This is a genomic window from Paraburkholderia youngii (assembly GCF_013366925.1).
Lineage (GTDB): Bacteria > Pseudomonadota > Gammaproteobacteria > Burkholderiales > Burkholderiaceae > Paraburkholderia > Paraburkholderia youngii.
Map to the genome: position 1 here is coordinate 4,588,422 of NZ_JAALDK010000001.1, position 23,528 is coordinate 4,611,949.

The 23,528-nt window shown below is 64.3% G+C and carries 25 protein-coding genes; 8 read left to right on the forward strand and 17 right to left on the reverse strand.

The genetic code is table 11. From position 1 onward, the window contains the following. Positions 1–70 precede the first annotated feature (70 nt). The 4 genes from G5S42_RS21015 to G5S42_RS21030 form a co-directional block, all read right to left on the reverse strand. Positions 71–1,273: a polysaccharide biosynthesis/export family protein gene (locus tag G5S42_RS21015; RefSeq protein WP_176108559.1), complete on the reverse strand. Its 1,203-nt coding sequence runs from the start codon at positions 1,271–1,273 to the stop codon at positions 71–73. Beyond that, complete coding sequence (locus G5S42_RS21020) at positions 1,270–1,722, reverse strand: arsenate reductase/protein-tyrosine-phosphatase family protein (protein WP_176108560.1); 453 nt, start codon at positions 1,720–1,722, stop codon at positions 1,270–1,272. The genes G5S42_RS21015 and G5S42_RS21020 overlap by 4 nt, the downstream gene beginning before the upstream one ends. Before the next feature lie 36 nt (positions 1,723–1,758). Then, positions 1,759–3,204, reverse strand: a complete 1,446-nt coding sequence (locus G5S42_RS21025; protein ID WP_176108561.1) for a UDP-glucose dehydrogenase family protein — start codon at positions 3,202–3,204, stop codon at positions 1,759–1,761. A gap of 81 nt (positions 3,205–3,285) precedes the next feature. Continuing rightward, positions 3,286–4,683 (reverse strand): undecaprenyl-phosphate glucose phosphotransferase, encoded by a 1,398-nt coding sequence (locus G5S42_RS21030; RefSeq protein ID WP_176108562.1) that lies wholly within the window; start codon positions 4,681–4,683, stop codon positions 3,286–3,288. 608 nt (positions 4,684–5,291) lie between these two features. On the opposite strand from G5S42_RS21030, the gene G5S42_RS21035 reads away from it, so the two are divergent. Then, positions 5,292–6,863 (forward strand): mannose-1-phosphate guanylyltransferase/mannose-6-phosphate isomerase, encoded by a 1,572-nt coding sequence (locus tag G5S42_RS21035; RefSeq protein WP_217709929.1) that lies wholly within the window; start codon positions 5,292–5,294, stop codon positions 6,861–6,863. A 69-nt stretch (positions 6,864–6,932) separates the two neighbouring features. Here the strand turns inward: G5S42_RS21035 and G5S42_RS21040 are convergent, their stop codons facing one another. From G5S42_RS21040 to G5S42_RS21050, 3 genes are all read right to left on the reverse strand, one after another. Next, the gene (locus G5S42_RS21040; protein ID WP_176108563.1) at positions 6,933–8,114 is read right to left on the reverse strand and encodes a DUF6566 family protein; all 1,182 of its coding nucleotides are present in this window, start codon (positions 8,112–8,114) and stop codon (positions 6,933–6,935) included. A gap of 582 nt (positions 8,115–8,696) precedes the next feature. Continuing rightward, positions 8,697–8,996 carry a YciI-like protein gene (locus tag G5S42_RS21045; protein ID WP_176108564.1) on the reverse strand — a complete coding sequence of 100 codons (300 nt, stop codon included), beginning with the start codon at positions 8,994–8,996 and terminating at the stop codon, positions 8,697–8,699. Positions 8,997–9,172: 176 nt separating this feature from the next. After that, positions 9,173–9,406 carry a hypothetical protein gene (locus tag G5S42_RS21050; RefSeq protein ID WP_176108565.1) on the reverse strand — a complete coding sequence of 78 codons (234 nt, stop codon included), beginning with the start codon at positions 9,404–9,406 and terminating at the stop codon, positions 9,173–9,175. A 39-nt stretch (positions 9,407–9,445) separates the two neighbouring features. Between G5S42_RS21050 and G5S42_RS21055 the strand changes: the two genes are divergently transcribed. The 4 genes from G5S42_RS21055 (at position 9,446) to G5S42_RS21070 (ending at position 11,399) form a co-directional block, all read left to right on the forward strand. Further along, entirely contained in the window at positions 9,446–9,745 is a 300-nt protein-coding gene (locus G5S42_RS21055) for a PsiF family protein (RefSeq protein ID WP_018431983.1), read from the forward strand. A 230-nt stretch (positions 9,746–9,975) separates the two neighbouring features. Further along, complete coding sequence (locus G5S42_RS21060) at positions 9,976–10,425, forward strand: hypothetical protein (RefSeq protein ID WP_176108566.1); 450 nt, start codon at positions 9,976–9,978, stop codon at positions 10,423–10,425. Beyond that, positions 10,422–10,733, forward strand: a complete 312-nt coding sequence (locus G5S42_RS21065; RefSeq protein ID WP_176108567.1) for a hypothetical protein — start codon at positions 10,422–10,424, stop codon at positions 10,731–10,733. The genes G5S42_RS21060 and G5S42_RS21065 overlap by 4 nt, the downstream gene beginning before the upstream one ends. Before the next feature lie 78 nt (positions 10,734–10,811). Beyond that, positions 10,812–11,399 carry a BPSL1445 family SYLF domain-containing lipoprotein gene (locus G5S42_RS21070; RefSeq protein ID WP_176108568.1) on the forward strand — a complete coding sequence of 196 codons (588 nt, stop codon included), beginning with the start codon at positions 10,812–10,814 and terminating at the stop codon, positions 11,397–11,399. Positions 11,400–11,646: 247 nt separating this feature from the next. On the opposite strand, the gene G5S42_RS21075 is transcribed toward G5S42_RS21070, so the two are convergent. From G5S42_RS21075 to mltG, 10 genes are all read right to left on the reverse strand, one after another. Next, entirely contained in the window at positions 11,647–12,714 is a 1,068-nt protein-coding gene (locus tag G5S42_RS21075) for a glycosyltransferase family 4 protein (RefSeq protein ID WP_176108569.1), read from the reverse strand. A 266-nt stretch (positions 12,715–12,980) separates the two neighbouring features. Continuing rightward, entirely contained in the window at positions 12,981–14,393 is a 1,413-nt protein-coding gene (otsA, locus tag G5S42_RS21080; RefSeq protein ID WP_176108570.1) for an alpha,alpha-trehalose-phosphate synthase (UDP-forming), read from the reverse strand. A gap of 155 nt (positions 14,394–14,548) precedes the next feature. Next, positions 14,549–15,772 (reverse strand): mechanosensitive ion channel family protein, encoded by a 1,224-nt coding sequence (locus tag G5S42_RS21085; protein WP_176108571.1) that lies wholly within the window; start codon positions 15,770–15,772, stop codon positions 14,549–14,551. A 157-nt stretch (positions 15,773–15,929) separates the two neighbouring features. Beyond that, entirely contained in the window at positions 15,930–16,286 is a 357-nt protein-coding gene (locus tag G5S42_RS21090; RefSeq protein WP_176108572.1) for a Rap1a/Tai family immunity protein, read from the reverse strand. A 192-nt stretch (positions 16,287–16,478) separates the two neighbouring features. After that, positions 16,479–17,210 carry an ankyrin repeat domain-containing protein gene (locus G5S42_RS21095; RefSeq protein ID WP_176108573.1) on the reverse strand — a complete coding sequence of 244 codons (732 nt, stop codon included), beginning with the start codon at positions 17,208–17,210 and terminating at the stop codon, positions 16,479–16,481. A 48-nt stretch (positions 17,211–17,258) separates the two neighbouring features. Next, a complete protein-coding gene (locus G5S42_RS21100; RefSeq protein ID WP_176108574.1) occupies positions 17,259–18,050 on the reverse strand; it encodes a TatD family hydrolase in 792 nt (263 codons plus the stop codon). 80 nt (positions 18,051–18,130) lie between these two features. Beyond that, complete coding sequence (locus G5S42_RS21105; RefSeq protein WP_176108575.1) at positions 18,131–18,646, reverse strand: GNAT family N-acetyltransferase; 516 nt, start codon at positions 18,644–18,646, stop codon at positions 18,131–18,133. 49 nt (positions 18,647–18,695) lie between these two features. Beyond that, positions 18,696–19,739: a DNA polymerase III subunit delta' gene (locus G5S42_RS21110; RefSeq protein ID WP_176108576.1), complete on the reverse strand. Its 1,044-nt coding sequence runs from the start codon at positions 19,737–19,739 to the stop codon at positions 18,696–18,698. A 95-nt stretch (positions 19,740–19,834) separates the two neighbouring features. Next, on the reverse strand, positions 19,835–20,455 hold the full coding sequence (tmk, locus tag G5S42_RS21115; protein ID WP_176108577.1) for a dTMP kinase: 621 nt from the start codon (positions 20,453–20,455) through the stop codon (positions 19,835–19,837). Further along, positions 20,455–21,465 (reverse strand): endolytic transglycosylase MltG, encoded by a 1,011-nt coding sequence (mltG, locus tag G5S42_RS21120; RefSeq protein ID WP_176108578.1) that lies wholly within the window; start codon positions 21,463–21,465, stop codon positions 20,455–20,457. The genes tmk and mltG overlap by 1 nt, the downstream gene beginning before the upstream one ends. 521 nt (positions 21,466–21,986) lie before the next feature. On the opposite strand from mltG, the gene G5S42_RS21125 reads away from it, so the two are divergent. The 3 genes from G5S42_RS21125 (at position 21,987) to G5S42_RS21135 (ending at position 23,403) form a co-directional block, all read left to right on the forward strand. Continuing rightward, positions 21,987–22,733, forward strand: a complete 747-nt coding sequence (locus tag G5S42_RS21125; RefSeq protein WP_176108579.1) for a hypothetical protein — start codon at positions 21,987–21,989, stop codon at positions 22,731–22,733. Between the two features lies 1 nt (position 22,734). After that, on the forward strand, positions 22,735–23,031 hold the full coding sequence (locus G5S42_RS21130) for a hypothetical protein (RefSeq protein ID WP_176108580.1): 297 nt from the start codon (positions 22,735–22,737) through the stop codon (positions 23,029–23,031). Positions 23,032–23,097: 66 nt separating this feature from the next. Next, complete coding sequence (locus G5S42_RS21135) at positions 23,098–23,403, forward strand: hypothetical protein (protein WP_176108581.1); 306 nt, start codon at positions 23,098–23,100, stop codon at positions 23,401–23,403. Positions 23,404–23,528 lie beyond the last annotated feature (125 nt).

The following is a 23,528-nucleotide window of genomic DNA, read 5'->3' on the forward strand; positions in this document are numbered from 1 at the left end:
TCTGCTTTCGTTGCGCATCCCGCGCCGCCCGGACAACAACGGCGCGCGCGGGACGTTACAGCCCAAACGTTCAGCGCGTCAGCTGCTTCAGATAGAACAGCGTCTGCACGCTCGGCAGCACCTGCTGCAACACGCGGTTGAACGTGGTCGACGCGGCGGTGCCCACGTACACGACGTCGAGCGGCTGCAACTGGAACTGCGAGGACAGCATGATCGAGTCCGGCTGCGTCATGTCGAGGCGGAACACCTCGGGCGTGGTCGGATGCTCGCGCATGCCGCGCATCACGAAGATCTGGCGCGGATTGGCGTCGGTATTGAGGATGCCGCCGCCTTGCGTGAGCGCATCTGCGATCGTCATGCGGCCGCGGATGATCGGCACCTGGATCGGCGTCTTCACTTCGCCCATCACGAAGATGCGGCTGTCGGTGCGGTCCGGCACGTTGACCACGTCGCCGTTCTGCAGCATCACGTCCTGGCTGGTGTCGCCCTGATCGAGCATGCGATCGGCGTTGAGCACGTAGAGCTTGTGGTTGCGCGTGAGGCGCACGCGCTGGATGTCGGCGTCCGGGCTGGTGCCGCCCGAGCGCGTGATCGCGTCGACCAGCGTCAGCGGCACGTCGCTGACCGCGAGCGGTCCCGGCTGCTTCACTTCGCCGGTGACCTGCACCTTCTGGCTGCGATACGACAGCACGCGCACGTCGACCTGCGGATTGCGGATATATGGCACGAGGCGCGCGGCGAGCTGATCGCGCAGCTGGGTGGTGGTCTTCCCCGCGGCCTGGATGCGGCCGACGAACGGGAAAAAGATCGTGCCGTCGGCGGCGATGGTCTGGCCGTACGGATCGGCCTGGCCCGGCAGCGCGGCCGTATACGGCTGCTGCAACGCGCCCGCGATCGTCTGCGTGGTGTTGCCGCCCGAGGACAAGGTGCTGCCCTGCGGCGTGGTCAGCTCGGGATGATCCCACACGGTGATGCCGAGAATGTCCTGCGGCGCGAGGTGGTACACGTACAGCGACGGATCGGACAGCGCCGACGGCGGCAACGGCTCGGTTTTCGCGGCGGCGGCTTGGGCCTGCGCCATGATCAGGTTCGCGTCGATCAGATGGACCGGATAGGTTTCGCTCGGCGCCTGATCGTTGTCCTTGAGCCGCGACGTGTCGAGATAATTGCCCGGTGCGGTCGCGCAGGCCGACAGAAAAGACGTCAGCAGAAGTGAGGCGGCAAGCTTCGTGCGCAAGCTCGCGAATGAGTTTTCGATGCGGGGTTGCTTCATATTTTTTTCAGCCATCCCATGACCAGATGTTCGATGAGCACGAGACTCTCCCTGTATTCGTCTTCCGCGCCGCCGTGCGGATCGGCGACGTCCGAATCGGCTTCCCACTTGCCGAGCGGATAGACCTTGCCGCGCGCGGACGGATCGAGCGCTTCGACCTTGCTCACCTGCGCGCGCTCGCTCACCAGCACGAGATCGGCCGCGCGCACGAGCGAGCGGTCGAGACGCCGCGCGTGATGGAGGCCGGCGGCGACGCCGCGCTCTTCGAGCAGGCGCCGCATCACCGGGTCCATGCCGTGGCCGTTCAGCGCGCGAATGCCCGCCGAATGAAACGCGATCGGCGCGGCGCCTGGACGCGGCGCGCGCGCCTGGCGCGCCTTGAACAGCATCTCGGCGGCGGGCGAGCGGCACACGTTGGCGTGGCACACGATCAGAACGTTGGCGAACATGGCGGATTCCCTCGCGCGGCGGCGGTCGCAATGGCCTCAGCGGCCTGAGGTTTCCGCGGCGGCGAGGTCCGCCGCATGCATCGCGCTGTTCGCGCCGACCCGTGCCGGCGCATTGCGCAATGCGTGCCGCCGGCCGATCGCGTGATACTCGATGCCGAGTTCGAGCAGCACATCCGGCTCGTACAGATTGCGGCCATCGAAAATCAGCGGCGTCTTCAGCATGCGCTTCAGCGCATCGAAATCAGGGCTCTTGAAGACTTTCCATTCGGTCAGGATCACGAGTGCATCGACGCCGCTCGCCGCTTCCATCTCCTCGTTCACGAACGACAGGCGCGCATGCTGCTGCGGCACGTCCTTCAGATCGAGCGCGAACACGCGCTTCGCTTCGTCGATCGACACCGGGTCGTAGGCCTTCACGCGCGCGCCGCGGCGCAGCAGTTCGGCGATCAGCTCGCGGCTCGGCGCCGCGCGCATGTCGTCGGTGTTCGGCTTGAACGCGAGACCCCACACGCCGAACGTGCGGTCCGACAGATCCTCGCCGAGACGCGCGACGATCTTCTGCGCGAGGATCTGCTTCTGCGCGTCGTTGACCGCTTCCACCGCTTCGAGAATGCGCAGGTTCGCGTCGTGATCGGCTGCGGTGCGAATCAGCGCCTGCACGTCCTTCGGAAAGCACGAGCCGCCATAGCCGCAGCCCGCGTACAGGAAGTCGTAGCCGATGCGCGGATCGGAACCGATGCCGCGGCGCACCGCCTCGATATCCGCGCCGACGCGATCGGCCAGATTCGCGAGCTCGTTCATGTACGAGATGCGCGTCGCGAGCATCGCGTTGGCCGCGTACTTGGTGAACTCGGCGGAACGCACGTCCATATACAGCGTGCGTTCGCGATTGCGATTGAACGGCGCATACAGGCGCTTCATCAGCTCGCGCGCCTTTTCGCCGGGCACGTCGTCGTCGCAGCCGAGCACGATGCGATCGGGCCGCGTGAAGTCTTCGACGGCCGCGCCCTCCTTCAGGAACTCCGGATTCGACACGACCGAGAACATCTGCTCGACGCCGCGCGCGGTTAGCTCGGCGGCGACCACTTCGCGTACGCGCGACGCGGTGCCGACCGGCACAGTCGATTTGTCGACGATCACCTTGAAGCCGTTCATATGGCGGCCGATGTTGCGCGCGGCGGCGAGCACGTACTGCAGATCGGCGGAACCGTCTTCGTCGGCCGGCGTGCCGACCGCGATGAACTGGATGTCACCGTGCGCGACCGCGGCCTCGACGTCGGTGGAAAACGTCAGGCGCTTCGCGCGGCGATTGCGCGCGATGATCTCCTGCAGACCCGGTTCGTGGATCGGCACGCCGCCGTTGTTGAGCACGTCGATCTTGCGTGCGTCGACGTCGAGACAAAACACGTCGTGGCCGATGTCGGCCAGACACGCGCCGGTCACGAGGCCGACATAGCCGCTACCGATGATCGTCAGGTTCATGGATTGCACCTCGATAAATAAAGTTGATTCAGGAATGCGCTCGCGCGATGCGTGGCATCGGCGCGGCCCGGCGCGCCACGTTCAATAGGCATTGCTGCCGGCGAAGCCTTTCCACAGCGTCAGCACGACGATCTTGATGTCGAGCCAGAAGGTCCAGTGCTGCATGTAGTACAGATCGAGCTTCACGCGACCCATCATCTTTTCGATGCGGTCGGTTTCGCCGCGATAACCGTTGATTTGCGCCCAGCCGGTGATGCCGGGCTTGATCCGGTAGCGGTGCATATAGCCCTTCACCAGATCCTTGTAGATGTCGTCGTGCTCGAGCGCGTGCGGACGGGGGCCTACGACCGACATCTCGCCGCGCAGCACGTTGATGAACTGCGGCAGCTCGTCGAGGCTGGTGCGGCGCAGGAACGCGCCGACCGCGGTGATGCGCGGATCGCGCCGCGTCGCCTGGGTGATCTGGCCGGCCGCTTCCTTGTGGACCTTCATCGAGCGGAACTTGAAGATCTCGAACTCGCGGCCGTCGATGCCCTTGCGGCGCTGGCGGAAAAACACCGGTCCCGGCGAGCTGAGCTTCACCATCAGCGCGATCACGAGCATCAGCGGCGACAGCGCGAGCAACGCGCCGAGCGCGAACAGGCTGTCGAATACGCGCTTGGGCAGCACGCGCAGATCGGTGATCGGCGAGGCGGCGAGGTTGATCGCGGGCACGCCGAGCAGCTCGACCATCGGCTGATTGAACAGCGTCAGGCTGCCGACATCGGGGATGAAGCGGATGTTCACGAAGTCGTTGCGCAGATCCATCACGAAGCGATGGATCGCCTTCTCCTTCGAGATCGGCAGCGCGAGCCACAGCTCGCGGATCGAGCGCTGGCGCACCAGCTCGATCATGCGCTGATAGTCACGCTCGACCGGCACGCCAGCGACCGCGGGCGCCGCGTCCGGGTCTTCATATGGATTGATCGTGCCGCCCTCGTCGAACACGACCACGGGCGTGAAGCCGGCTTCCGGCCGGCCCCTCATCTGTTCGATCAGGAAGCGCCCATAAGGCGCGCCGCCGACGATCGCGACCGCGCGCTGATTGAAGCCCTCGCGGCGCAGTCCGCGCAGGATCGAATAGACGATCACCTTCGTGACGACCAGCAGCACGATCGACGCGAGCGCCCAGTACACGAGCCACAGCCGCGACAGGCTGTCGGCGCGGTGCACGCTGAAGCTGATCAGCACGCCGGTCACTTCGACCATCAGCCAGCCGCCCGTGACGCGCGACAGCAGATCGTAGAGCGGCTTGCCGCGCCACGACTGATAGATGCCGAGCGCCGGGAAGAACACCACCACGAGCAGGCAGCCGAACGCGAGCGACACGCTTTGCATATCGTCGAGCCATACCACCCTGCCGCTGTGCACGGCCGCCGCCGCCATCGCGGCGAGCGCGACCATGGCTATGTCGATGATTCTCGCTAGAACGCTCAGCATGCGCCGCCCCTCTGTTCGTCAGTCAAAGTGCGATCCGTCGGTTGGTTGAAATGGGTGTTGCATGCGGGTTTCACCGTTGCGCTTTTTATTTCCCATTTGCCTCGCGGCTGAATTGGACTGAATGCGCATGAACAGACCATCGCGGAAAAACCGCGGCCGGATGAGTGAATACCCTTGTACATGCCTCAATAAAGCCGTATTAAAATTCGCACGGCAAGGCCGCAAAAAATCTCAAATTGTATCGGTCAAAATTTCGGCATTTTTTGTGCATTTTGAGAGGTAATTTTTGCCGCATTCAGGCTCGACAGCGGTTTCCTAGCCGCCCATCCGAGGCCTTGCCCACCGAAACTTGCGCTTTTTCCAACAGTTCTGCCGGGGACGCCCGGCTCCATGGGTGCCATCATTCTTGCGCATCATTAAGCGAAAAAAATGCTTGTCGATTTTTTTCAGGTAATTTTTATTTTTGAATCAATCGGCGACACATTTTTTCCGGTATTTCGAATAAATTCGACGCGCGATTTATCCGATTTGTATTTAACGCGCTTTTATTGATTCTCGACTTCGTGATAAAACTCGACGCATTCATCCAGCCTCGAGGAGAGTTCACCATGACAGCTCCGGCCCCGGTCAAGCCCGCCTGCACCCGGCCCACCGCCGCCGCTTCGTCCACCTCCCCAACCGGAACCAGCGTCAAGCTCAAGGTTCATCCCGTGATTCTCGCCGGCGGCTCGGGCACCCGGCTGTGGCCGATGTCGCGCGAGCAGCATCCGAAGCAGCTGATCGGCCTGCTCGGCGACGAGTCGCTGCTGCAATCGACGACCCGCCGTCTCGATGGGCTCGAAGCCGGCTATCCGCTCGCCGGCCAGCTCGTGGTCGTCGCCAACGAAGAGCAGCGCTTCACGACGGCCGAACAGTTGCGCACGAGCGGCAAGCCGAGCCGGCTGATACTCGAACCGGTAGGCCGTGACACCGCGCCCGCGTTGACGGTGGCCGCGTTGTCCGTCGCCGCGCAGGACGAAGACGGCATCATGGTCGTGATGCCCGCCGATCACGCGGTCACCGACAGCGCAGGCTTTCACGCGGCGGTCGCCGCCGGCGTCCAGCATGCGGCCGCCGGCCGGATCGTGACGATGGGCATCGTGCCGACGCGCGCGGAAACCGGCTATGGCTATATCCGCATCGGCGCGCCGCTCGGTTCTGACGATGCGCAGGATGTTGGACAGACCGATGCATCGGCGCGCCTCGTCGCGCACCGCCTCGATAGCTTCGTCGAAAAGCCGCATCTGGAACTCGCGCGGCACTACGTCGAATCACGCGAATACTGGTGGAACAGCGGTATTTTCATCGTGCGCGCATCGACGTGGCTCAAAGCAATTCGCCATTTTCAACCGGCCATTTACGAAGCATCCGAAGCGGCCTTCGCGGGCAGCACGGCGGACGGCGACTTCTTCCGGCTGCAACGCGATGCGTTCGGCGCGTCGCCGTCGAATTCGATCGACTACGCGGTGATGGAAAAGCTCGGCGCCGATCAGAGCATCGCGTCGGGCGTGGTCGTGCCGCTGATGGCCGGCTGGTCCGACGTCGGTTCGTGGGACGCGATCTGGGACATCTCCGAGAAGGACGCCGATCGCAATGTGAGCCGCGGCCGCGTGATGTTCGAAGGTGCGAACTCGACCTTCGCGCATTCCGAAGGACGACTGATTGCCTGCGTCGGCACGCAGGATCTCGTCGTCGTCGAGACCGCCGATGCGATTCTCGTTGCCGATAAATCACGCGTGCAGGAGGTCAAGAAGATCGTCAACCGGATTCGCGAGGATGGCGGGCTCGAAGCGGCCAATCATCGCAAGGTGCATCGCCCGTGGGGCAACTACGATTCCGTCGACACCGGCGAACGCTTCCAGGTCAAGCGGATCGTCGTGAAGCCGGGTGCGCGGCTGTCGTTGCAGATGCATCATCATCGCGCGGAGCACTGGATCGTCGTGCGCGGCACCGCGCTCGTGACGCGCGGCGACGAGCGCTTTATCGTGTCTGAAAACGAGTCGGCTTATATTCCGCTCGGCACCACGCATCGCCTCGAAAACCCGGGCAAGATGCCGCTCGAAATGATCGAGGTGCAGTCCGGTTCGTACCTCGGTGAAGACGATATCGTGCGCTTCGACGATACGTACGGACGGCAATGACGCGCGACCGGCCGCGATAACGATGCGGGACCCTGCGGCGGCGCCAGGCGGCCGCGGGGTCCGCCGGGTTCATCCCACGTACGAGATGAGTTCTTTGTAGGTCGCCGAAAAGTGCTCCACGGTGCCGCTGTCGGTCGTCACCGCGGGCGTGCTCGTCACGCTCGCGCTCGCGGTGTCCGACGGATAGCGGCGCAGCGGCACGCGCAATGCATTCGGTGATGGCTTCAGCTGCCCGTGCAAAGGCGCGCCGTGATTCGCGCTGCCATCGATCGACGCCGGTTCCGGCACATGCCGCAGGCCCGCCAACGAACGGCTCGCCGAGCGCTGCACAGGGTTGCTCGATGCGGTTGCCGACGCAGGTTCAGCGGCGCTTGCCTCGGTCAGCGCGGCGGCCGCCGCGTCGGTTGCGCATTCGCGATCGATCCACTGACGTGCCCAGTCGAGCGCGAATTGCTGCGCGTGCTGCGCATCCTCGAAGCGCGGGCCGACGAGGCCGGAGCGCTCGACACGCTTGCCGTCCCTGATGATCTCCGCCCACCCGCGATACATCGCATTCGGCACTTCCTCGACCACCACGTAGATCAGATAACCGCGCGAGTCGGCGACCTGCATGCCGCTCGGCGCGAGGGCCATCGTCAGCGACGGGCGCGGCTCGTCGGGCGGGAAGGTCCCGGCCGTGTCGAATGCGGCGGGTTCGACATGCGCCACTGGCGCCGCGGCCGACGCGAATGTCGCCACGGGCGTCGCCGGCACTGCCGCGGGCCCGAGCCCCGACAATTGCCGCGTGATGTCGCCGATCGGATCGGCCGTGCGCCATTGGCTCAACGCACTCGCGACGCCGGGCGCCTGCCACGACTCGGGACTCTTCCACGACACGCCGCGCAGACTGTTGTCTTCGCGCGGGCTCGGGGTTTGCGCAACCGGCGCCACGGGTCTGGCCGTAACGGGCGGCGCCGGTTGGGGAATGTACGCGAAGGTGCGGCCGCTCTGCGACAGCAGGCGGACCATCTCCAGCAGAGTGCCGTTCAGTTGCCACTCTTCGAAGCGGCGACGGCACGTGGGACCGGACGGATAGCGGCCCGGCAGCTTCGACCACGGCTCACCCGTGGTCATGATCCACAGCACCGCATTCGTCACGATGCGCGGTTCGGCGCGCGGCCGCCCGCGCCGGTTCAGACGGACGGCCGGCTCGTCGGAGACGAGCGGCGCGAGCAGCGCCCATTCGTCGTTGTTTAGCTCATCGAAAAACATTGGATTTTCTCCACGCGGCCTGGCCTGGCCGCGGCGTTGGGCCTGCCACGGATTCTCAGCGTTCACGACCCGTGTGCGGCCCTCGGTTGCACAAATTTGTTTTATCCGTTCGGCTCGCCGGAGCAGTCCGCCCACGCATGGTGCGGCTCTTCCCTATTGCGAAGCACAAAACGCGGTCTCACTCGTGCACGGGAAAATTTGTGCACGAAGCATACCATCCCGTTCTTTGCATGAGTACAGTTGAGACAAGTGTTACGGATAGAAACAATCTTTTCCGTTTCGCTGCGTCGATTCTCGTATTGCCGTAACAGAAGCCGCCTGCTTATCTGGCATCGAATCGGTCTATTGCAAAGCACAATACAGCATTGCCGCACAGAATGCGCTTTAAAAACGCAATTGCCAATCCAGCACGCATTTCTATGCCATTTGATGTTTGATGTGGTCGGCGGTGTCGAGCGTCGGCGAAAGAACGGCGACACGCACGTGCGGTGACATCGAGGCAATCGGAGGCGCGCATGCGGCTGCTGCGCATGCGCGGAGTTAGAGGCGAGAGCAAAGACGTTGAAGTCGCTTCGAGCGACGCTACGGGCGCACTGGTTTCGATGCGTGCTCGCCGACGACGGTGGTCCATTCGCGCACTCGCCAGCGCGTGACGAGTCCGGATAGCACGTACGGATCGGCCTTGGCAAAGGCTTGCGCGACTGCCGGCGAGGTGCCGGTGAAGAGCAGCACCGCCCCGTCCGTCGGCTCGGTGAGCGCGCCGGCCAGCAGCAGTTCGCCCCGTTCGGCGGCGGCCCAAGCGAGTTTCAGATGCGCGTCGCGGTACTCGCCGCGTCGCTCCAGATAGTCGGGTACCAACTCGTACATCAACAGGTAATGCATGGCAAGTCTCCTCGCAACGATCAAGGTTGACACCAGTGCCGGCATGCATCGGAGCGCGATTCTGCACAACGGCGGCTGCCGAATTTCATGCCAATTTTCTATTCAGTTGCATTGCAGCAATGTAGAAATCCTGATTGCCTGTCGGCAATATATCCAAATACCGCGATCCGTAATTTCTATTCAATAAGCAAGGAATAATCGGCGCAACCAATCTGCATTGCATAACAAAATTCGCGCGCTCGTTGATTCGATCGTTTCAAACGCCGCATCACCGCTTGCTTTGCGCCACTCAGGGAAAACGAGCGCGCACCGCTGTCAACCAGAATGCATTTCGAGCCGTTCTGGCAGACGGCATTTGCCATAATGGATGCGCCGATGGGCCCGTGGATGCTGTCGTCGCCCGCGCGCATAAACGATCAGAAACGTTTTCACCACCGATGGAGTGTCCCATGAAAATCCAATCCGCTATCGCTACGCTGGTGTTGGGCGCGGTACTCGTATCGCCGGCGTTCGCGGCGAACAGCCAGCAGACCAAGATGGCCGACTGCAACAAGCAGGCCGGCGACAAGAAGGGCGACGAGCGCAAGGCGTTCATGCAAACCTGTCTTTCCGCGAAGCCGGCAGCCGCCGCGCCGATGAGCCAGCAGGACAAGATGAAGGCCTGCAACAAGCAGGCGGGCGACAAGAAAGGCGACGACCGCAAGGCGTTCATGAAGACCTGCCTGTCCTCGTCGGCGCCCGCCAACTGAGCGAGACGCGTAGCCGTTCCTCCAGCCGGCGCGCTGCCTGTCGACGCGGCGCCGGCGCATCGTTCCACCCACGCGGCGCTCCGCTCGCCCCCTTCTTCGTAGCCCACCGGCGCAACGCGCCGTTTTCTTCTATGATGGCTGCGGAGACGGCCCACCCTCACCTATAGAACCAATCAAAACGGGGCCGCCATCTTGTCGTTGGTGCTACTGAGCATCGATTGGAGGCAAGGATGGTATCGAAGCACAAAAACCGCTGGTTAAGGCGGTGGTTGCTGGTCATCATATTCTGGGCCGTGCCGGTGGCGATCGTCGCGGTCAACGAGATCCGCGAGGAAATGTCGTACAACGCGGTCGATCTCGAGCGCGCGCTGACCACCTGGAATTTCACTCAGGCGCAGCGCGCCGCCGGCGCGCCCGCGCATTGCCATGGCAAGCCCGACGAGGCAAAGGCCGCCGGCTGCCCGGCCGACGTGCTGGCCGCCAACGCGCCGCGTCAGCAGGAGGCGATCAACGAATACAACGTGCGTCGCTCGACGCTGTTCGCGTATCTGTGGCACGCGTTCGTCGGCTATTGGATCGTGCCGGCGGCGATCCTGTTCGCGATCGGCGCGATCATCGGCATGGTGCGCCGCGCGCTGCGGCGCCCGCCCGCGGTCAAGAGTCCGGTGAATCACGGGTGAGCGGCGGCCGCGCCGCTGCTACTCCGCTGCCATTTGCTGCGTCGAAACAACACTTTCATTTCCATGTCGATGGGCCGCCGCGCCACGCGAAAATCGGTAAAAACAGGCGCATCGCGGGGCTGCGGCGAAGCGTCACCAAAATCGCCTCGCCTCGGGCGCTCGTCTGCTTCGCCTCCTCCGAGCTTCGCTCGACGCGTACTTCGACGCCGCCCGGCGGGCCGGTCAAAATTACTGAAAAGCACCTTGGGATTAGCCTCAAACCCTTGTTCCATAAGGCTTTTCGCGTTGCCACGCAACGCGCCTTTTAGACCGGGCTGTGTTATAACTCAGAGGCAACCAGGCGACATCAACACGGTTGCGCCCCGGATCCACCACGGAGAAAAACGATGCAAAGACGACACTTCATGTTGAAGACGACCGCTGCGCTAGCTTTCGGAGGCCTTGCACTCGCCGGGTGCACGACGACGGGCAACACTCCGGACAATGCTCATGTCAACGCCTCGAAACGGCAGTCGATCGACGCCAGCGTCGACGGCACGCTGTCCAGGCTGTTCACGACCGTGCCGGGCTCGCGCGAGCTGGTGTCGAAGGCGCGCGGTGTGCTGGTGTTCCCGTCGGTGATACAGGCGGGCTTCATCGTCGGCGGTCAGTATGGCGAAGGCGCATTGCGAGTGGGCGGCGCGACGGTCGGCTACTACAGCACCGTGTCGGGCTCGTTGGGCCTGACGGCGGGCGCGCAGTCGAAGGCACTGATCTTCCTGTTCATGACGCAGGATTCGCTCGACAAATTCCGCAACGCGGACGGCTGGTCGGCCGGCGTCGATGCATCGGTCGCGCTCGTGAAGATCGGCGCGAACGGCGCCGTCGACACGACCACGGCCACCGCGCCGGTGCAGGTTTTCGTGTTGACCAACGCGGGCCTGATGGGCGACGTGTCGCTGCAAGGCACGAAGGTCACGCGGCTGAAGATCTGAGCGCGTTGCCCGGCACGCTTCGCTGAACACCTGCGCGCGTGCATCCCGAGACACGCGCAGGCTTTGCATCCGGATCGCATCGCGGCGAAGGCCGCGCGAGGGACCCTGTGTGGGCCATCGCGCGGCCTTTTTGTCGTGCGATGCCGATGCCGACGCTCAAACGCGAGAAGACTCAAGCGCGAAAACAAACGGCGCCGCGCATCGCGCACCGCCGTTCTTCACTTCGACACGTGCGAACGATCCCGCGTCAAGCGCCCGACGAATCGATCACCTTGAACCGCGAGCGTTTCTGCGCGCGAATCACCGACTGATACGCCTCCACATACTGACGCGCCATCCGGTGCGACGTGAAGCGCTCCTCGAAGCGGCGCCGCACGCCCGCGCGCGGCACCTTGTGCAGCCGGTTGACGGCCGCCACCGCGCCGATCTCGTCCTCGACGATGAACCCGGTCACGCCCTCTTCGAGCACTTCCGGCACCGAGCCGCGATTGAACGCGATCACCGGCGTGCCGCATGCCATCGCCTCGATCATCACGAGACCGAACGGCTCCGGCCAGTCGATCGGAAACAGCAGCGCATGCGCGCCCGACAAAAACTCGGCCTTCTGATGATCGGCGATCTCGCCGATGTACTCGACGTACGGCAGGTCGAGCAACGGCCGGATATCGCGCTCGAAGTATTCGCGGTCGGCCGCATCGACCTTGGCGGCGATGCGGATCGGCATGCCGCAGCGGCCCGCGATGCGGATCGCCGTATCGACGCGTTTTTCCGGCGAAATCCGGCCGAGAAACGCGAGGTACTTCTGCTCGACCGGTTGCGGCGTATAGAGCTGCTCCGGCAGGCCGTGATAGACCGTGGTGAGCCAGCGCGCCTGCGGCAGCGGATGACGCTGCGCATTCGAGATCGAGATCACCGGCACCGAGTTGAAGGTGTCGAACACCGGCTGCTGCTCGGGCAGATCGAGCCGCCCGTGCATCGTCGTGACGAACGGCGTTTCCTGCCGCTTGAATACCGAGAACGAGTAATAGTCGAGATGGAAATGCAGCACGTCGAAGTCTTCGGCCTGGCGGCGCACCAGTTCCATCAGCAGCATGTGCGGCGCGACGCGGTCGCGAATGCCCGGATCGAGCCGCAGCGCGCGCGGCCACACCGGTTCGAGCTTCGCGTTCGTGACGGAGTCGCCACTCGCGAACAGCGTCACGTCGTGGCCCTGCTCGACCAGCGCCTCGGTGATGTACGACACGACCCGCTCCGTGCCGCCGTAAAGCTTCGGCGGCACCGATTCGGTCAGCGGGGCGATCTGCGCAATCTTCATATTGTGTCTCCGTGAGCCGGCGGCTGCCGCGCAATCGCGATGCCGTCGGCGACGCCGAGTATGACAGCGCCATGACGTCGGATCAATTCACGCGGTCCCTAAGCCCCGCATGCATCGTCGCTACGGAGGATTATTCCCTGGCGGCGGTGGAAAAGCCGCAGGTCTTGCAATTGCTCGGTGCTGTTACATACGGCTTACATCCAGTGACACGGGGCCGCGCGCCGGCTTTGGCCGAACTTTGCCTTTGCCGCGCCATCACCGCGTCGTCATTGGTGGCCCCCACCCTCGCCCGATCGGCGCACGGGCACGCTGCGCAAATCTCTGAGAAAGCTGTCGCGCCATACACCGAGATCGTTCTCGCGCAGAGCGGCCATGTTGATCTCGTGACGCCGCTGGCGCGCGTCGAGCGGCATCTGCAGTGCGCGCTGCAAGGCTTCGCACATGCCGATCGCATCGTGCGGATTGACGAGCACCGCGCCGGAAAGCTCGGCCGCGGCGCCCGCGAAAATCGACAGCACGAGTACGCCGGGATCATCGGGATTCTGCGCGGCCACGTACTCCTTCGCGACGAGGTTCATGCCGTCGTGCAGCGGCGTGACGAAGCCGATCTGCGACTCGCGAAACAGCGACATCAGCTTCCAGCGGTCGTACTGCTGGTTCAGATAGCGGATCGGCGTGTAATCGAGCCCCGAGTAGCGGCCGTTGATGCGCCCCGCCTCGTATTCGAGATCCTGGCGGATCTTCTGATAGGTCGCGACGTCCGAACGCGTCGGTGGCGCGATCTGCACGAGCGTGACGTTGCCGCGCCATTCGGGCGAGCGTTCGAGCAGCAGTTCGAACGCGCGAAACCGCTCGACCAGCCCCTTCGAATAATCGAGCCGGTCGACGCTCATGATCAGCTTGCGCCCTTCGAGGCTTTGCTTCAGTTCGAGCACATGCTGGCGACTTTCGTAGCGCTTGGCCTGCTCGGCGATTTCGTCGGGGAACACGCCGATCCGATACACGCCGGTGCGCAGCTTGCGCCCGAACGCCTCGACGATGCCGTCGGCGCTGACCGTGCCGCGCGCGTGACGGGTCACGTAGTCGTGGAACGCCTGCTGGTCGGTGGCGGTCTGGAAGCCGAGCAGGTCGTAGCACGACAGCGACTTGACGAGCTCCTCGTGCGGCGGAATGTTGAGCAGGATCTGCGGCGCGGGAAACGGGATGTGCAGGAAGAAGCCGATGCGGTTCGTCACGCCCTCGCTGCGCAGCGCCTCGGCGAACGGGATCAGATGGTAGTCGTGAATCCAGATGATGTCGTCCGGTTCGAGCAGCTTGACCAGCTTGTGCGCGAGCCACGCGTTGACGCGCCGGTAGCCGGCGTACTCGTCGCGCTCGTAGCGCGCGAGGTCGTTGCGGTAGTGGAATACCGGCCACAGCGTCGCGTTCGAGAAGCCGCGGTAGTACTGGTCGTAGTCCTTGCGCGTGAGGCCGACGGTCGCGAAGGTCACCGCGCCGTCCTGCTCGAGCATCGGCCCCGCGTTGGCGACCGTCTCGCTGACCACGTCGCCGCTCCAGCCGAACCAGACGCCGCCTGCATCCTTGAGCGCGCCGAATACGCCGACGGCCAGTCCGCCCGCCGATCCCTTGGTCTCCGTCGGCGTCGCGACGCGATTCGACACGACGATCAATCGGCCCATAGTGCATGTCCTCCGTAGTTCTTGCGCTGCGCCGCGCCGACTGCGCGGGCGTGGTGCGCCCGTAAAGAGCAATCGGTGTGCCCGGGCTTCGTTGGGCGTGAGCGGGCTCGACGTTCGCGGCGCGCGATTCGTGATTGGCGCTCGGCAACGCCTGGCTAAGCCTGCTCCTTCGCCTTCTGCGGGACCTCGGCCGTGCCAGTGCGGCCGAGGCGGCTCGCCACCGGATCGGCTTCCGTATGCGCGGCGGTGCTGCCGGCGGGCGCCTGGCGGCTGCGCGGCAGCCAGTCGATCGGGCCAGCGCCGCTCGTCTCCAGCTCCGCCGACACCTCCGCACGCGCCCGCGGCAGGTATTCCGGGTAATGCCGGTGCACGAAATCGAGCAGCCCTTCCCGCACGCGGCAGCGCAAATCCCACGCGAGGCCGGAATCGGGCGCGCTGACGAGCGCGCGCAACTGCATCGCGCGCTCGGTGCAGTCCGTCACTTGCAGCACCTGCACGCGGCGGTCCCACTCGGGTGCATTCTCGACGATGCGCGCGAGCTCCTCGCGCAGCGGCGCGAGCGGCATCCGGTAATCGACGAACAGGAACACGGTGCCGATGATCTGCGAGCTGTTGCGCGTCCAGTTCGTGAACGGGTTTTCGATAAACCATTGCAGCGGCACGATCAGGCGGCGCTGGTCCCACAGCCGCACCGACACGTAGGTGCCGGTGATTTCCTCGATGCGCCCCCACTCGTTCTGGATCACGACGACGTCGTCGAGGCGGATCGGCTGCGACAGCGCGATCTGCAAACCGGCGATCAGGTTGCCGAGCACCGGCCGCGCCGCGATACCGGCGACCAGACCGGCGACGCCGGCCGAAGCCAGCAGGCTCGCACCGATTTGCCGCACATTGGGCAAGGTCATCAGAGCACCGCCGACACCGATGATCACGATCACGATCATCACCGAGCGCGCGAGCACACGCGCCTGCGTATGGATGCGGCGCGCTTGCAGGTTATCGGCGCTATCGAGCGGATGAGCGCGGATGATCGCTTCGCCGATCGCCGCGGCCGAGCGCACCGACAGCCACGTCAGTGCGGCGATCAGCGCGATGCCGGTGATGTCGCGCACCGGTTCGATGAAGTTGAGGGTATCGGGCGCCTCGGACCAGACCCACGCGAACACGAGGATCACGAGGACGAACAGCGAGGGCTTGTCGATATAGCGCAGCACGACGCTCGTCAGCGCATGCGGTCGGGCTAGACGCATCACGACGCGCGCGCCAAGGCGGTGAACGCCGATCGCCACGATCGTCACGAATGCCGTCACGATCAGCGCGCCGAGCCACGTATGCAGCGGCGCGGCGGCCACGCGGTAGAAGTCGTCGATAGTAGGCATAACGGGCATCTTCCTCCGGGCTCGATGAGCGGCGGCGCGCCTGCGGGACTACTGACATCCGGGGGCGCCCCCAGCGGGAGCGACGACCCCGACACCCAAGGCGCTCGACGGCGCCTGGGGCGTTACAACGGGTTCTTCGATGCGCGGCGGTTATCGATCAGCCGCCGCTCTTGCACGGAAACGCCTTGCCGAGACCCAGCGAAATCGCCGTGCTAGCGTTGTAGCCCGCGGCGTTAGGATTCTCGGCGATGTACTTGCGCACGGCGTCGGTCAACTGCGCCGAGCGCGCATCCGGCGGCAGGCAGAAGTACTGGCCGACGCGCGGACCGGTGGTGCCGCCGATCGCGTCGATCGTGTTGAAGATGCCGTCGGCCGCGCCTTCTATGTAGGCCGCGCAGGCGCTACGCGAAGCGATGTCCGTCTTGGTGCACAGCTTGTTGAGGTCGCCTCCCGTAAACGCGGCTGCCGAAAGCGGCAAGGCAAGCGCGCCGGCGAAAATCAATGCCCGCAGCATGGTGTTCCTTTTCCAGGGTTGTTTATCACGCGGTCTTTCTGCCGCGTCCGGGCGGCGCGCTACGCGGCGCGCCGAAGTCGTCATTCTGCACTGTTTTACACGGCGGCAGCAGGCCCGCTGCCGCGCGGCTCGGACAAAACCGCAGCAAAACGGCACGGCCTCGCGGGCCCGCCGCACCGCCTGCCGACAGCGTCATTGTTTCTGCTGCTGGGTCTGCTGCATGCGGGCCGTGAGTCCTTCGACGACGTCCGGCTCCTTGTAGGTCTTGGCGAAATCGAGCGCGGTCATGCCGATCTGGTTTTTCACCGACAGGTCCGCGCCGTTGTCGAGCAGCAGCTTGACCGTCGACACGTGGCCGCCGCGCGCGGCCATCATCAGCGGCGTGGTGCCGTTCGGCGAGCCCGTGTCGACGTAGGCCGAGTGGTCGAGCAGCACCTTGACGATGTCGTCGTGGCCGTTGGCGGCCGCGTAGTGCAGCGGCGCCCAGCCCTTCTTGTTGACCTCGGCGTCCTTCGCGATCAGCAGATTCACGAGGTTCAGGTCGCCGACCAACGACGCCATCATCAGCGCATTCTCGCCGGCCTTGTCCTGGATCTCGATGTCGGTTTTCGGATTCGCGAGCAACGCGGCCGCGACCTTGTCGGATTTCTCGCGGGCGGCGATCACCAGCAGCGGCATGCCCTGATTGTCGACGCTGTTCGGGTCCATGCCCTTAGCGAGCAGCTTTTTGACGCCGTCGACGTCGTCGAACTTGACCGCCTTGATGAGCGTGTCGATCGGCGCTGCATGCGCGGGCACCGCGACCAGCGCCGCGCAGGCGAGCGCGGCGGCGCACGCAAGACGGCGTGCCGGCGCGAGAGCCCGGGCGCCCGGCCCGGCGGACAGCGGTTGGAAAGCAGCGGACGACGTCGAAATATTTTTCATATGGTACTTTAGGAAAGCTTCCTATCTCTTTGATGTTACTCGGCTTTTTCAGACATCGGCCGGCGCGGCGATTCCGAACAGCCTGAAGAAGTTTTGCGTGGTTGCGGCAGCCAGCGCCTCGTCCGGCATCTCGCGTTGCTGCGCGATGAAGCGTCCGACATAACTGACGTACGCAGGTTCATTCGGCTTGCCGCGATACGGCACCGGCGCCAGATACGGCGAATCGGTTTCGATCAGCAGACGCTCGAGCGGCACGCGGCGCGCGACCTCCTGCACATCGGTCGCGTTCTTGAACGTGACGATGCCCGACAGCGAAATGTAAAAATTCTGCGCAAGCGCCTGCTCGGCGATGGCCCACGGTTCGGTGAAGCAGTGCATCACGCCGCCCGGCACGCCCGCGCGCTCCTCGGCCATGATGCGCAACGTATCTTCCGACGACGAACGGGTGTGGATGATGAGCGGCTTGCCGGTCGCGTGCGCGGCGCGGATGTGCGTGCGAAAGCGCTCGCGCTGCCACTCCATGTCGGCGATCGAGCGGCCTTCGAGGCGGTAGTAGTCGAGCCCGGTTTCGCCGATCGCGACGACCTTCGGGTGCTCGGCCAGTTCGACCAGTTCGGCCACGCTCGGCTCGCGCATGTGCTCGTGATCGGGATGCACGCCGACCGACGCGTACACGTTGTCATGGCGGTTGGCGATATCCAGCACCGACGGCAGCGTTTCGAGGTCCACCGACACGCACAGCGCGTGCGACACCGAATGGCTGCGCATGTTTTCGAGCACTTGCGGCAGACGGTCCGCGAGTCCTTCGAAGTTGATATGGCAGTGTGAATCGACAAACATGGTCAGGTCCTGCGAAAAAAGGGCTTTGCGGCCGGGCGACGGCATGGCCGGGGCCGCTTGGGACGGCTCAGGTAGCTTGCTTAGGTAGCGTGCGCAAGGCGCTTGCCAAGAATCACCAGATCGCGCTCGACGCCGTCCAGCACCGCGACGCGCGGCAGCGTGCCCCATGCGTCGAAGCCGAAGCCGCGGAACAGCCGCACGCTCGCTTCATTGTGACCGAACACGAAACCGAGCACCGTGTCGATGCCAAGACCGGGTGCCGCTTCGAGCGACGCCGCCAGCAACTGCTTGCCGAGACCCTGGCCGCGCGCGCTTTCGTCCAGATAGATGCTGACTTCGGCGGTGCGCTGGTAGGCCGGACGCCCATAAAAATCGGAAAAGCTCAGCCACGCGATCACGCGGCCCGCCTGCTGCGGATCTTCGACCACCCACAGCGGCCGCTTCTGCGGGCCGTGCGCATGAAACCATGCATGCCGGCTCTCGATGCTGACCGGCTCGAGGTCCGCAGTGACCTGACGCGACGGAATCGTCGAATTGTAGATGGCGACGATCGCGGGCAGATCGTCGAGCGTGGCGTCGCGGTAGGAAAGGCTCATGGTGGCTTGGCTTGAATGGAATAAGACGGAAGGCTGTCTGGCTGCGGGCTCACGCAAACAGCGCGCGATAGCCGATGAACAGTTCCTCGAACACGAGCCGCGGGTTGAGCGGATGGTTTTCGACCGCGCGCTGGCGCGTAACGGTGCGCAGAAAGCGTGCGAATGCATTGGCGTCGGCCTGCGCGGCGCAGCGCGCGAGCGCGGCAGACGCCTGCGGGAAAAAGCGCGGCGCGCCAGCGGTGCGCTGCGCGAGCAGATCGTACATCCAGCGCTGCAGCCAGCCGAGCACGAGCGGCACCGGCAGCTTCTGCAGCGCCTCGCCACAGGCGAATGCGTCGCAGCCGGCGCCGGCCGCGAGCTGCTTGAGCGTCCAGTCGCGCAGCGGACGGTTCTCGTCGCTGGCGAGCGCGAGCGCGGCGAGCGGCGCACCGCCCGCTTCGGCGAGCAGCGCGGCGGCGTCTTCGACGCCTTGCGCGGCGAGCCACGGCGCCGCGGTGTCCGGCGCTGGCACGCTCATCGGCCACTGACGGCAGCGGCTGATGATGGTCGGCAGCAAACGGTCGATGCGCGCCGACACCATCAGGAACACGACGCCCGCGGGCGGCTCTTCGAGCGTCTTCAGCAACGCGTTGGCGGCCGCGACGTTGAGCGCCTCGGCCGGATACAGCACGACCACGCGCGCGCCGCCGCGGTGCGAACCGACGCCGACGAAGTCGAGCAGACCGCGGATCTGTTCGATCTTGATTTCCTTGCTCGGCGTGCGGGTCTTCTTGCCTTCGTCGCCATCGGCTTTTTCGGCCTTGTCGTCGGCGCCGTTCGCGGCGTTCGCGAGACCGGCTTCGGCGGCGAGCGCCTCCGGCACGACGATGCGGTAGTCCGGATGATTGCCCTGCACGAACCAGTTGCAGGCCGCGCACGCGCCGCACGGCTCGCCGTTCGGCAGCGGCGCCTCGCACAGCAGACCTTGCGCGAGGTGCTGCGCGAAGCGCAGCTTGCCGATCCCCGCCTGGCCGTGCAGCAACAACGCGTGCGGCCAATGGCCGCGCAGCTGCTGCAGGCGGTTCCAGTCATCGGCTTGCCACGGATAGATCATCGTTTGTCTTTTTGAATCAATTGGTTGCACGCATTACTTCAGGTGGTGAATCAACTTGACACGTGGTTATAAGAACCGATTATATCCTCTTGAAATCAAAGAGTTGCGATCAACTCTTCAAGCTGTTTCTGAATTCGCACGATGCTCTGCGAAGAGTCGATGATAGCGAATCGATGCGGCGCTTCTTCGGCGCGGCGCATGTATTCGGCGCGCGTGCGCTCGAAAAACGCCGCCGACTCGCTCTCGAAACGATCCGGGTTGCGCGCCGCGCTGCGCCGCTCGTTGGCGACGGCGGGCGGCAGGTCGAACAGCACGGTCAAATCCGGCTGGAAACCACCCTGCACCCAGCGCTCGAGCGTCTCCAGCTTGTCGCGCGGTAGGCCGCGGCCGCCGCCCTGGTACGCGAAGGTGGCGTCGGTGAAACGGTCGGACAGCACCCAGTCGCCGCGCGTGAGCGCCGGCTCGATCACCTCGGCCAGATGCTGGCGGCGCAGCGCGAACATCAACAACGCCTCGGTTTCGAGGTCCATCTTCTGATGCAGCACGATCTCGCGGATCTGCTCGCCGAGCGGCGTGCCGCCGGGCTCGCGCGTCATGACCACCGAGCGGCCGCTCGGCGCGAGCTTCGCCTCGAGGCGTTCGCGGAACCAGCCCAGATGGGTAGTCTTGCCCGCGCCGTCGATGCCTTCAAACGTTATGAATTTGCCGCGCGCCATCATTGCCCTCGAATGTATTTGTCCACGGCCTTGTTGTGTTCGCCGAGGGTGTCAGAAAAGATGCTGCTGCCGTCGCCGCGCGACACGAAGTACAGCGCGCTGCTCGGCGCCGGGTTCATCGCCGCCTGCAGCGACGCGACGCTCGGCAGCGAGATCGGCGTCGGCGGTAGGCCCATCCGGGTGTAGGTATTGTAGGGAGTGTCGGTCTGCAGGTCTTTCTTCCTGATGCGGCCAGCGTAGCTTTCGCCCATCCCGTAGATCACCGTCGGGTCGGTCTGTAGCGGCATGCCCGCGCGCAGACGGTTGGCGAACACGGCGGCGACGAGCGCCCGGTCGGACGCCTTGCCGGTTTCCTTTTCGATGATCGACGCCATCGTCAGAGCGTCGTACGGCGTCTTGTACGGCAGGTTCGGCGCGCGCGCGAGCCACGCTTCGTCCAGACGCACGCGCATCAGCCGGTACGCGCGGCGGTAGATGTCGAGGTCGCTCGTGTCCTTGTCGAACAGGTAGGTATCCGGGAAGAACAGCCCTTCGCCGTTGCCGATCGACGCCTCGGGCGCGCCGATTGCGCTCATCAGATCGGCGTCGCTCATGCCGAGCGTGTCGTGTTTCAGCGCGGGATTCGCGTCGAGCTCGGCGCGCATGCGCTTGAAGGTCCAGCCTTCGATGATCGTCGCCACGTATTCGTTGACGTCGCCGCGGGCGATTTTCTGCAGCACCTCGTAGGGGGTGATGCCGCTCTTGAACTCATAGTTGCCGGACTTCAGGTCGCTTTGCAGGCCGAGCAGCCGCGTCATCGCGATGAACAGCTCGGGTTCGACCGGCACACCGCCGCGATTGAGCTGCAGCGCGACGCTGCGCAGGCTGCTGTGCGGTTTGACGGTGACGTCGAGTTGCGCCGGGGTCAATTCGAGCGGGCGGGTGGCCCAGAAGTATCCAGCGGCGATGGCCGCCGCGGCCAGCACAACGACGAGCGCGCCGGCTGCGAAACATTTCTTAAGAAAGGACACGACAGGAAAGCATTAGCGTTTAGATGGCAACGAACTGATTTTTAACGGGAAAGTCTTGCGTCGGTCAACACGGTGGCGGTGCCGCCTGGCAGCCCTTTCGGCGTTTTGCGCCCTGTATTGTATAGATGCGGGCACAAGATGGTCACAAGCCAGAGACGTCAACATGAAATCCACAGGCGTCGGTCCGATGCTACGCGGGTCTACGCGGCCACAACATGGGTCAGACGTCGCCCGGGTCGGACAGTTCGCGACAAACGACTTTCGGCCTCTTCCGCCTTTGACCGTTGTTGACAGTCTTGAACCACGCTTCAACCGCACCCTGGACGGCGCCGTCACCCCGCGGCAGGCGCGAAGTACACCGGTCCATGCGTCCCTCTCGATTCTGCATATCGCCTGCGTCGTTGTAGCCGCCAAGGCCATACGACAACAATAGCGCTCGCTTCGAACTTGTTTTTTCCCAAAGCATGATCGGGTCCCGGCCATAGGGCATCCCGGCTGATTTGACATGACAGAGGAGACGCATGGCGATCGACTTCAAAGTCGGCATCCACCGGAGCTGCACACTCCACACGCGGCAGGAATATCGCGGCAACGCACTCAGCGACGAGGCGCGTAACGGACGTAAGCTCATTACCTCGGCAAGCGCCTGGGAGCTTACGCACGACACGCGCCAGCTACCCCGGCTCGTCGAGTTCATGCGCAATGTGCGCGGCGGCGCATCTGCGAGCGGCACGGCACCGGATCAACTCGCCCGGACCCTACGAGCCGCCGTCGAGCGCGGCGAGGTGATTGCGGTGGCCCCGAAGCCGCACGTCCCGAGCGTAGGCGGCACGCCTATCCAACAGGAGATCCGTCCGTATTATCCGACCGTCACGCCGTCGCAGCTATTCCGGCGGGTGCTGCCGGCAGTGCGTGCCGAGCGCGCATTCGAGCGCCCCAAATTACCGCGGCTGGCGGCCGACGATGACCTCGCGATCTGGCACGCCCGCCCAGGCGACGTCTTGCCAGACGGAACCATCGCCACGCCAGTATCGACCCCGCTCGGCGATGCGCGGCCGTTTCAATACCCGGAGGATCCGCAGTTCGGCGATGTGCAGGAACTGGCGGCGCGTGGCGTCAGTGAGACGGATGAGGCTGAGTGTTTCGCGGACTACCATTCAGACATGGCCCAATGTCAGGTAGCCCGAGCCTTGTATCGAGATCCACGCAGCTATGCGCTCTGCACACAGCGAGCTTTCGACAAATTCCAGGCATGCAGGGGATATTGAGATGACTAAATCAGATCGGGCTAGCGTCATTTTTTACGATGCCGATACGCAGCAGTTAAAGATGTGCACAGTTTCACGGGTTCACGTGCAAGCGGCAATCGATCGAGCGCTGGCAATCACTATCCCACCGGATGCTGCGGAAAATTCAATATTGCCAGTTACCGACGAAGACGCACGGAAGCTGGGAGCGATGGCCATTCTGATTCAGGCAATCTCGCATCCCGAATTGCGCGAACGTCTGAAAATCACGACTGAGCAACCGATGGATTGGGCACCCGCCAAACCGCCCTCGGAATGACAGTAGAGCATCCGCCTCTCCAGCAGACGGCATTCCAAAATTACCAGAGCTGCAGAGGTTTCTGAGATGACAAAGCGCCAGCGTGCCACCGTGATCTTTTATAGCGAGGATGTCCAGCAGATACAGGTATGTACCGTGTCGCGCGACGAAGTCGAGGGGGCCCTAAATCGGCAGATTGCGCGGAGAATGGCAATGACTGTGCCACTGGGTTCTGAAGATTGCGGTGCGCCGATCACGGACGAAACCTTGCGTCAGATTGGTGGCATGGCCGTGCTCAACCAGGCGTCGGTCCATCCGGAACTGCACAGTCGGCTGCAGATTACGCTCCACCACGCCGTTGACTGGACGCCCGCCAAGCCACCCTCGGAATAACCATGGCTCATCCGCCTTGCTCAGCGGCTTGGCCTAGGCCACCTCGGGTCGCGCTGTGTAAGGCGCTCGCAAAGCCTTCATTCGCCAAGGACGTGCGAAACGTGACGGACTTGGACTGAATATAA

Excerpts from the sequence above, each read along its gene's own strand:
- G5S42_RS21015 (WP_176108559.1), bottom strand. The coding sequence starts at position 1,273 with ATGAAGCAACCCCGCATCGAAAACTCATTCGCGAGCTTGCGCACGAAG.
- G5S42_RS21020 (WP_176108560.1), bottom strand. The coding sequence starts at position 1,722 with ATGTTCGCCAACGTTCTGATCGTGTGCCACGCCAACGTGTGCCGCTCG.
- G5S42_RS21025 (WP_176108561.1), bottom strand. The coding sequence starts at position 3,204 with ATGAACCTGACGATCATCGGTAGCGGCTATGTCGGCCTCGTGACCGGC.
- G5S42_RS21030 (WP_176108562.1), bottom strand. The coding sequence starts at position 4,683 with ATGCTGAGCGTTCTAGCGAGAATCATCGACATAGCCATGGTCGCGCTC.
- G5S42_RS21035 (WP_217709929.1), top strand. The coding sequence starts at position 5,292 with ATGACAGCTCCGGCCCCGGTCAAGCCCGCCTGCACCCGGCCCACCGCC.
- G5S42_RS21040 (WP_176108563.1), bottom strand. The coding sequence starts at position 8,114 with ATGTTTTTCGATGAGCTAAACAACGACGAATGGGCGCTGCTCGCGCCG.
- G5S42_RS21045 (WP_176108564.1), bottom strand. The coding sequence starts at position 8,996 with ATGCATTACCTGTTGATGTACGAGTTGGTACCCGACTATCTGGAGCGA.
- G5S42_RS21050 (WP_176108565.1), bottom strand. The coding sequence starts at position 9,406 with ATGCGCGCGGGCGACGACAGCATCCACGGGCCCATCGGCGCATCCATT.
- G5S42_RS21055 (WP_018431983.1), top strand. The coding sequence starts at position 9,446 with ATGAAAATCCAATCCGCTATCGCTACGCTGGTGTTGGGCGCGGTACTC.
- G5S42_RS21060 (WP_176108566.1), top strand. The coding sequence starts at position 9,976 with ATGGTATCGAAGCACAAAAACCGCTGGTTAAGGCGGTGGTTGCTGGTC.
- G5S42_RS21070 (WP_176108568.1), top strand. The coding sequence starts at position 10,812 with ATGCAAAGACGACACTTCATGTTGAAGACGACCGCTGCGCTAGCTTTC.
- G5S42_RS21075 (WP_176108569.1), bottom strand. The coding sequence starts at position 12,714 with ATGAAGATTGCGCAGATCGCCCCGCTGACCGAATCGGTGCCGCCGAAG.
- otsA (WP_176108570.1), bottom strand. The coding sequence starts at position 14,393 with ATGGGCCGATTGATCGTCGTGTCGAATCGCGTCGCGACGCCGACGGAG.
- G5S42_RS21085 (WP_176108571.1), bottom strand. The coding sequence starts at position 15,772 with ATGCCTACTATCGACGACTTCTACCGCGTGGCCGCCGCGCCGCTGCAT.
- G5S42_RS21090 (WP_176108572.1), bottom strand. The coding sequence starts at position 16,286 with ATGCTGCGGGCATTGATTTTCGCCGGCGCGCTTGCCTTGCCGCTTTCG.
- G5S42_RS21095 (WP_176108573.1), bottom strand. The coding sequence starts at position 17,210 with ATGAAAAATATTTCGACGTCGTCCGCTGCTTTCCAACCGCTGTCCGCC.
- G5S42_RS21100 (WP_176108574.1), bottom strand. The coding sequence starts at position 18,050 with ATGTTTGTCGATTCACACTGCCATATCAACTTCGAAGGACTCGCGGAC.
- G5S42_RS21105 (WP_176108575.1), bottom strand. The coding sequence starts at position 18,646 with ATGAGCCTTTCCTACCGCGACGCCACGCTCGACGATCTGCCCGCGATC.
- G5S42_RS21110 (WP_176108576.1), bottom strand. The coding sequence starts at position 19,739 with ATGATCTATCCGTGGCAAGCCGATGACTGGAACCGCCTGCAGCAGCTG.
- tmk (WP_176108577.1), bottom strand. The coding sequence starts at position 20,455 with ATGGCGCGCGGCAAATTCATAACGTTTGAAGGCATCGACGGCGCGGGC.
- G5S42_RS21125 (WP_176108579.1), top strand. The coding sequence starts at position 21,987 with ATGGCGATCGACTTCAAAGTCGGCATCCACCGGAGCTGCACACTCCAC.
- G5S42_RS21130 (WP_176108580.1), top strand. The coding sequence starts at position 22,735 with ATGACTAAATCAGATCGGGCTAGCGTCATTTTTTACGATGCCGATACG.
- G5S42_RS21135 (WP_176108581.1), top strand. The coding sequence starts at position 23,098 with ATGACAAAGCGCCAGCGTGCCACCGTGATCTTTTATAGCGAGGATGTC.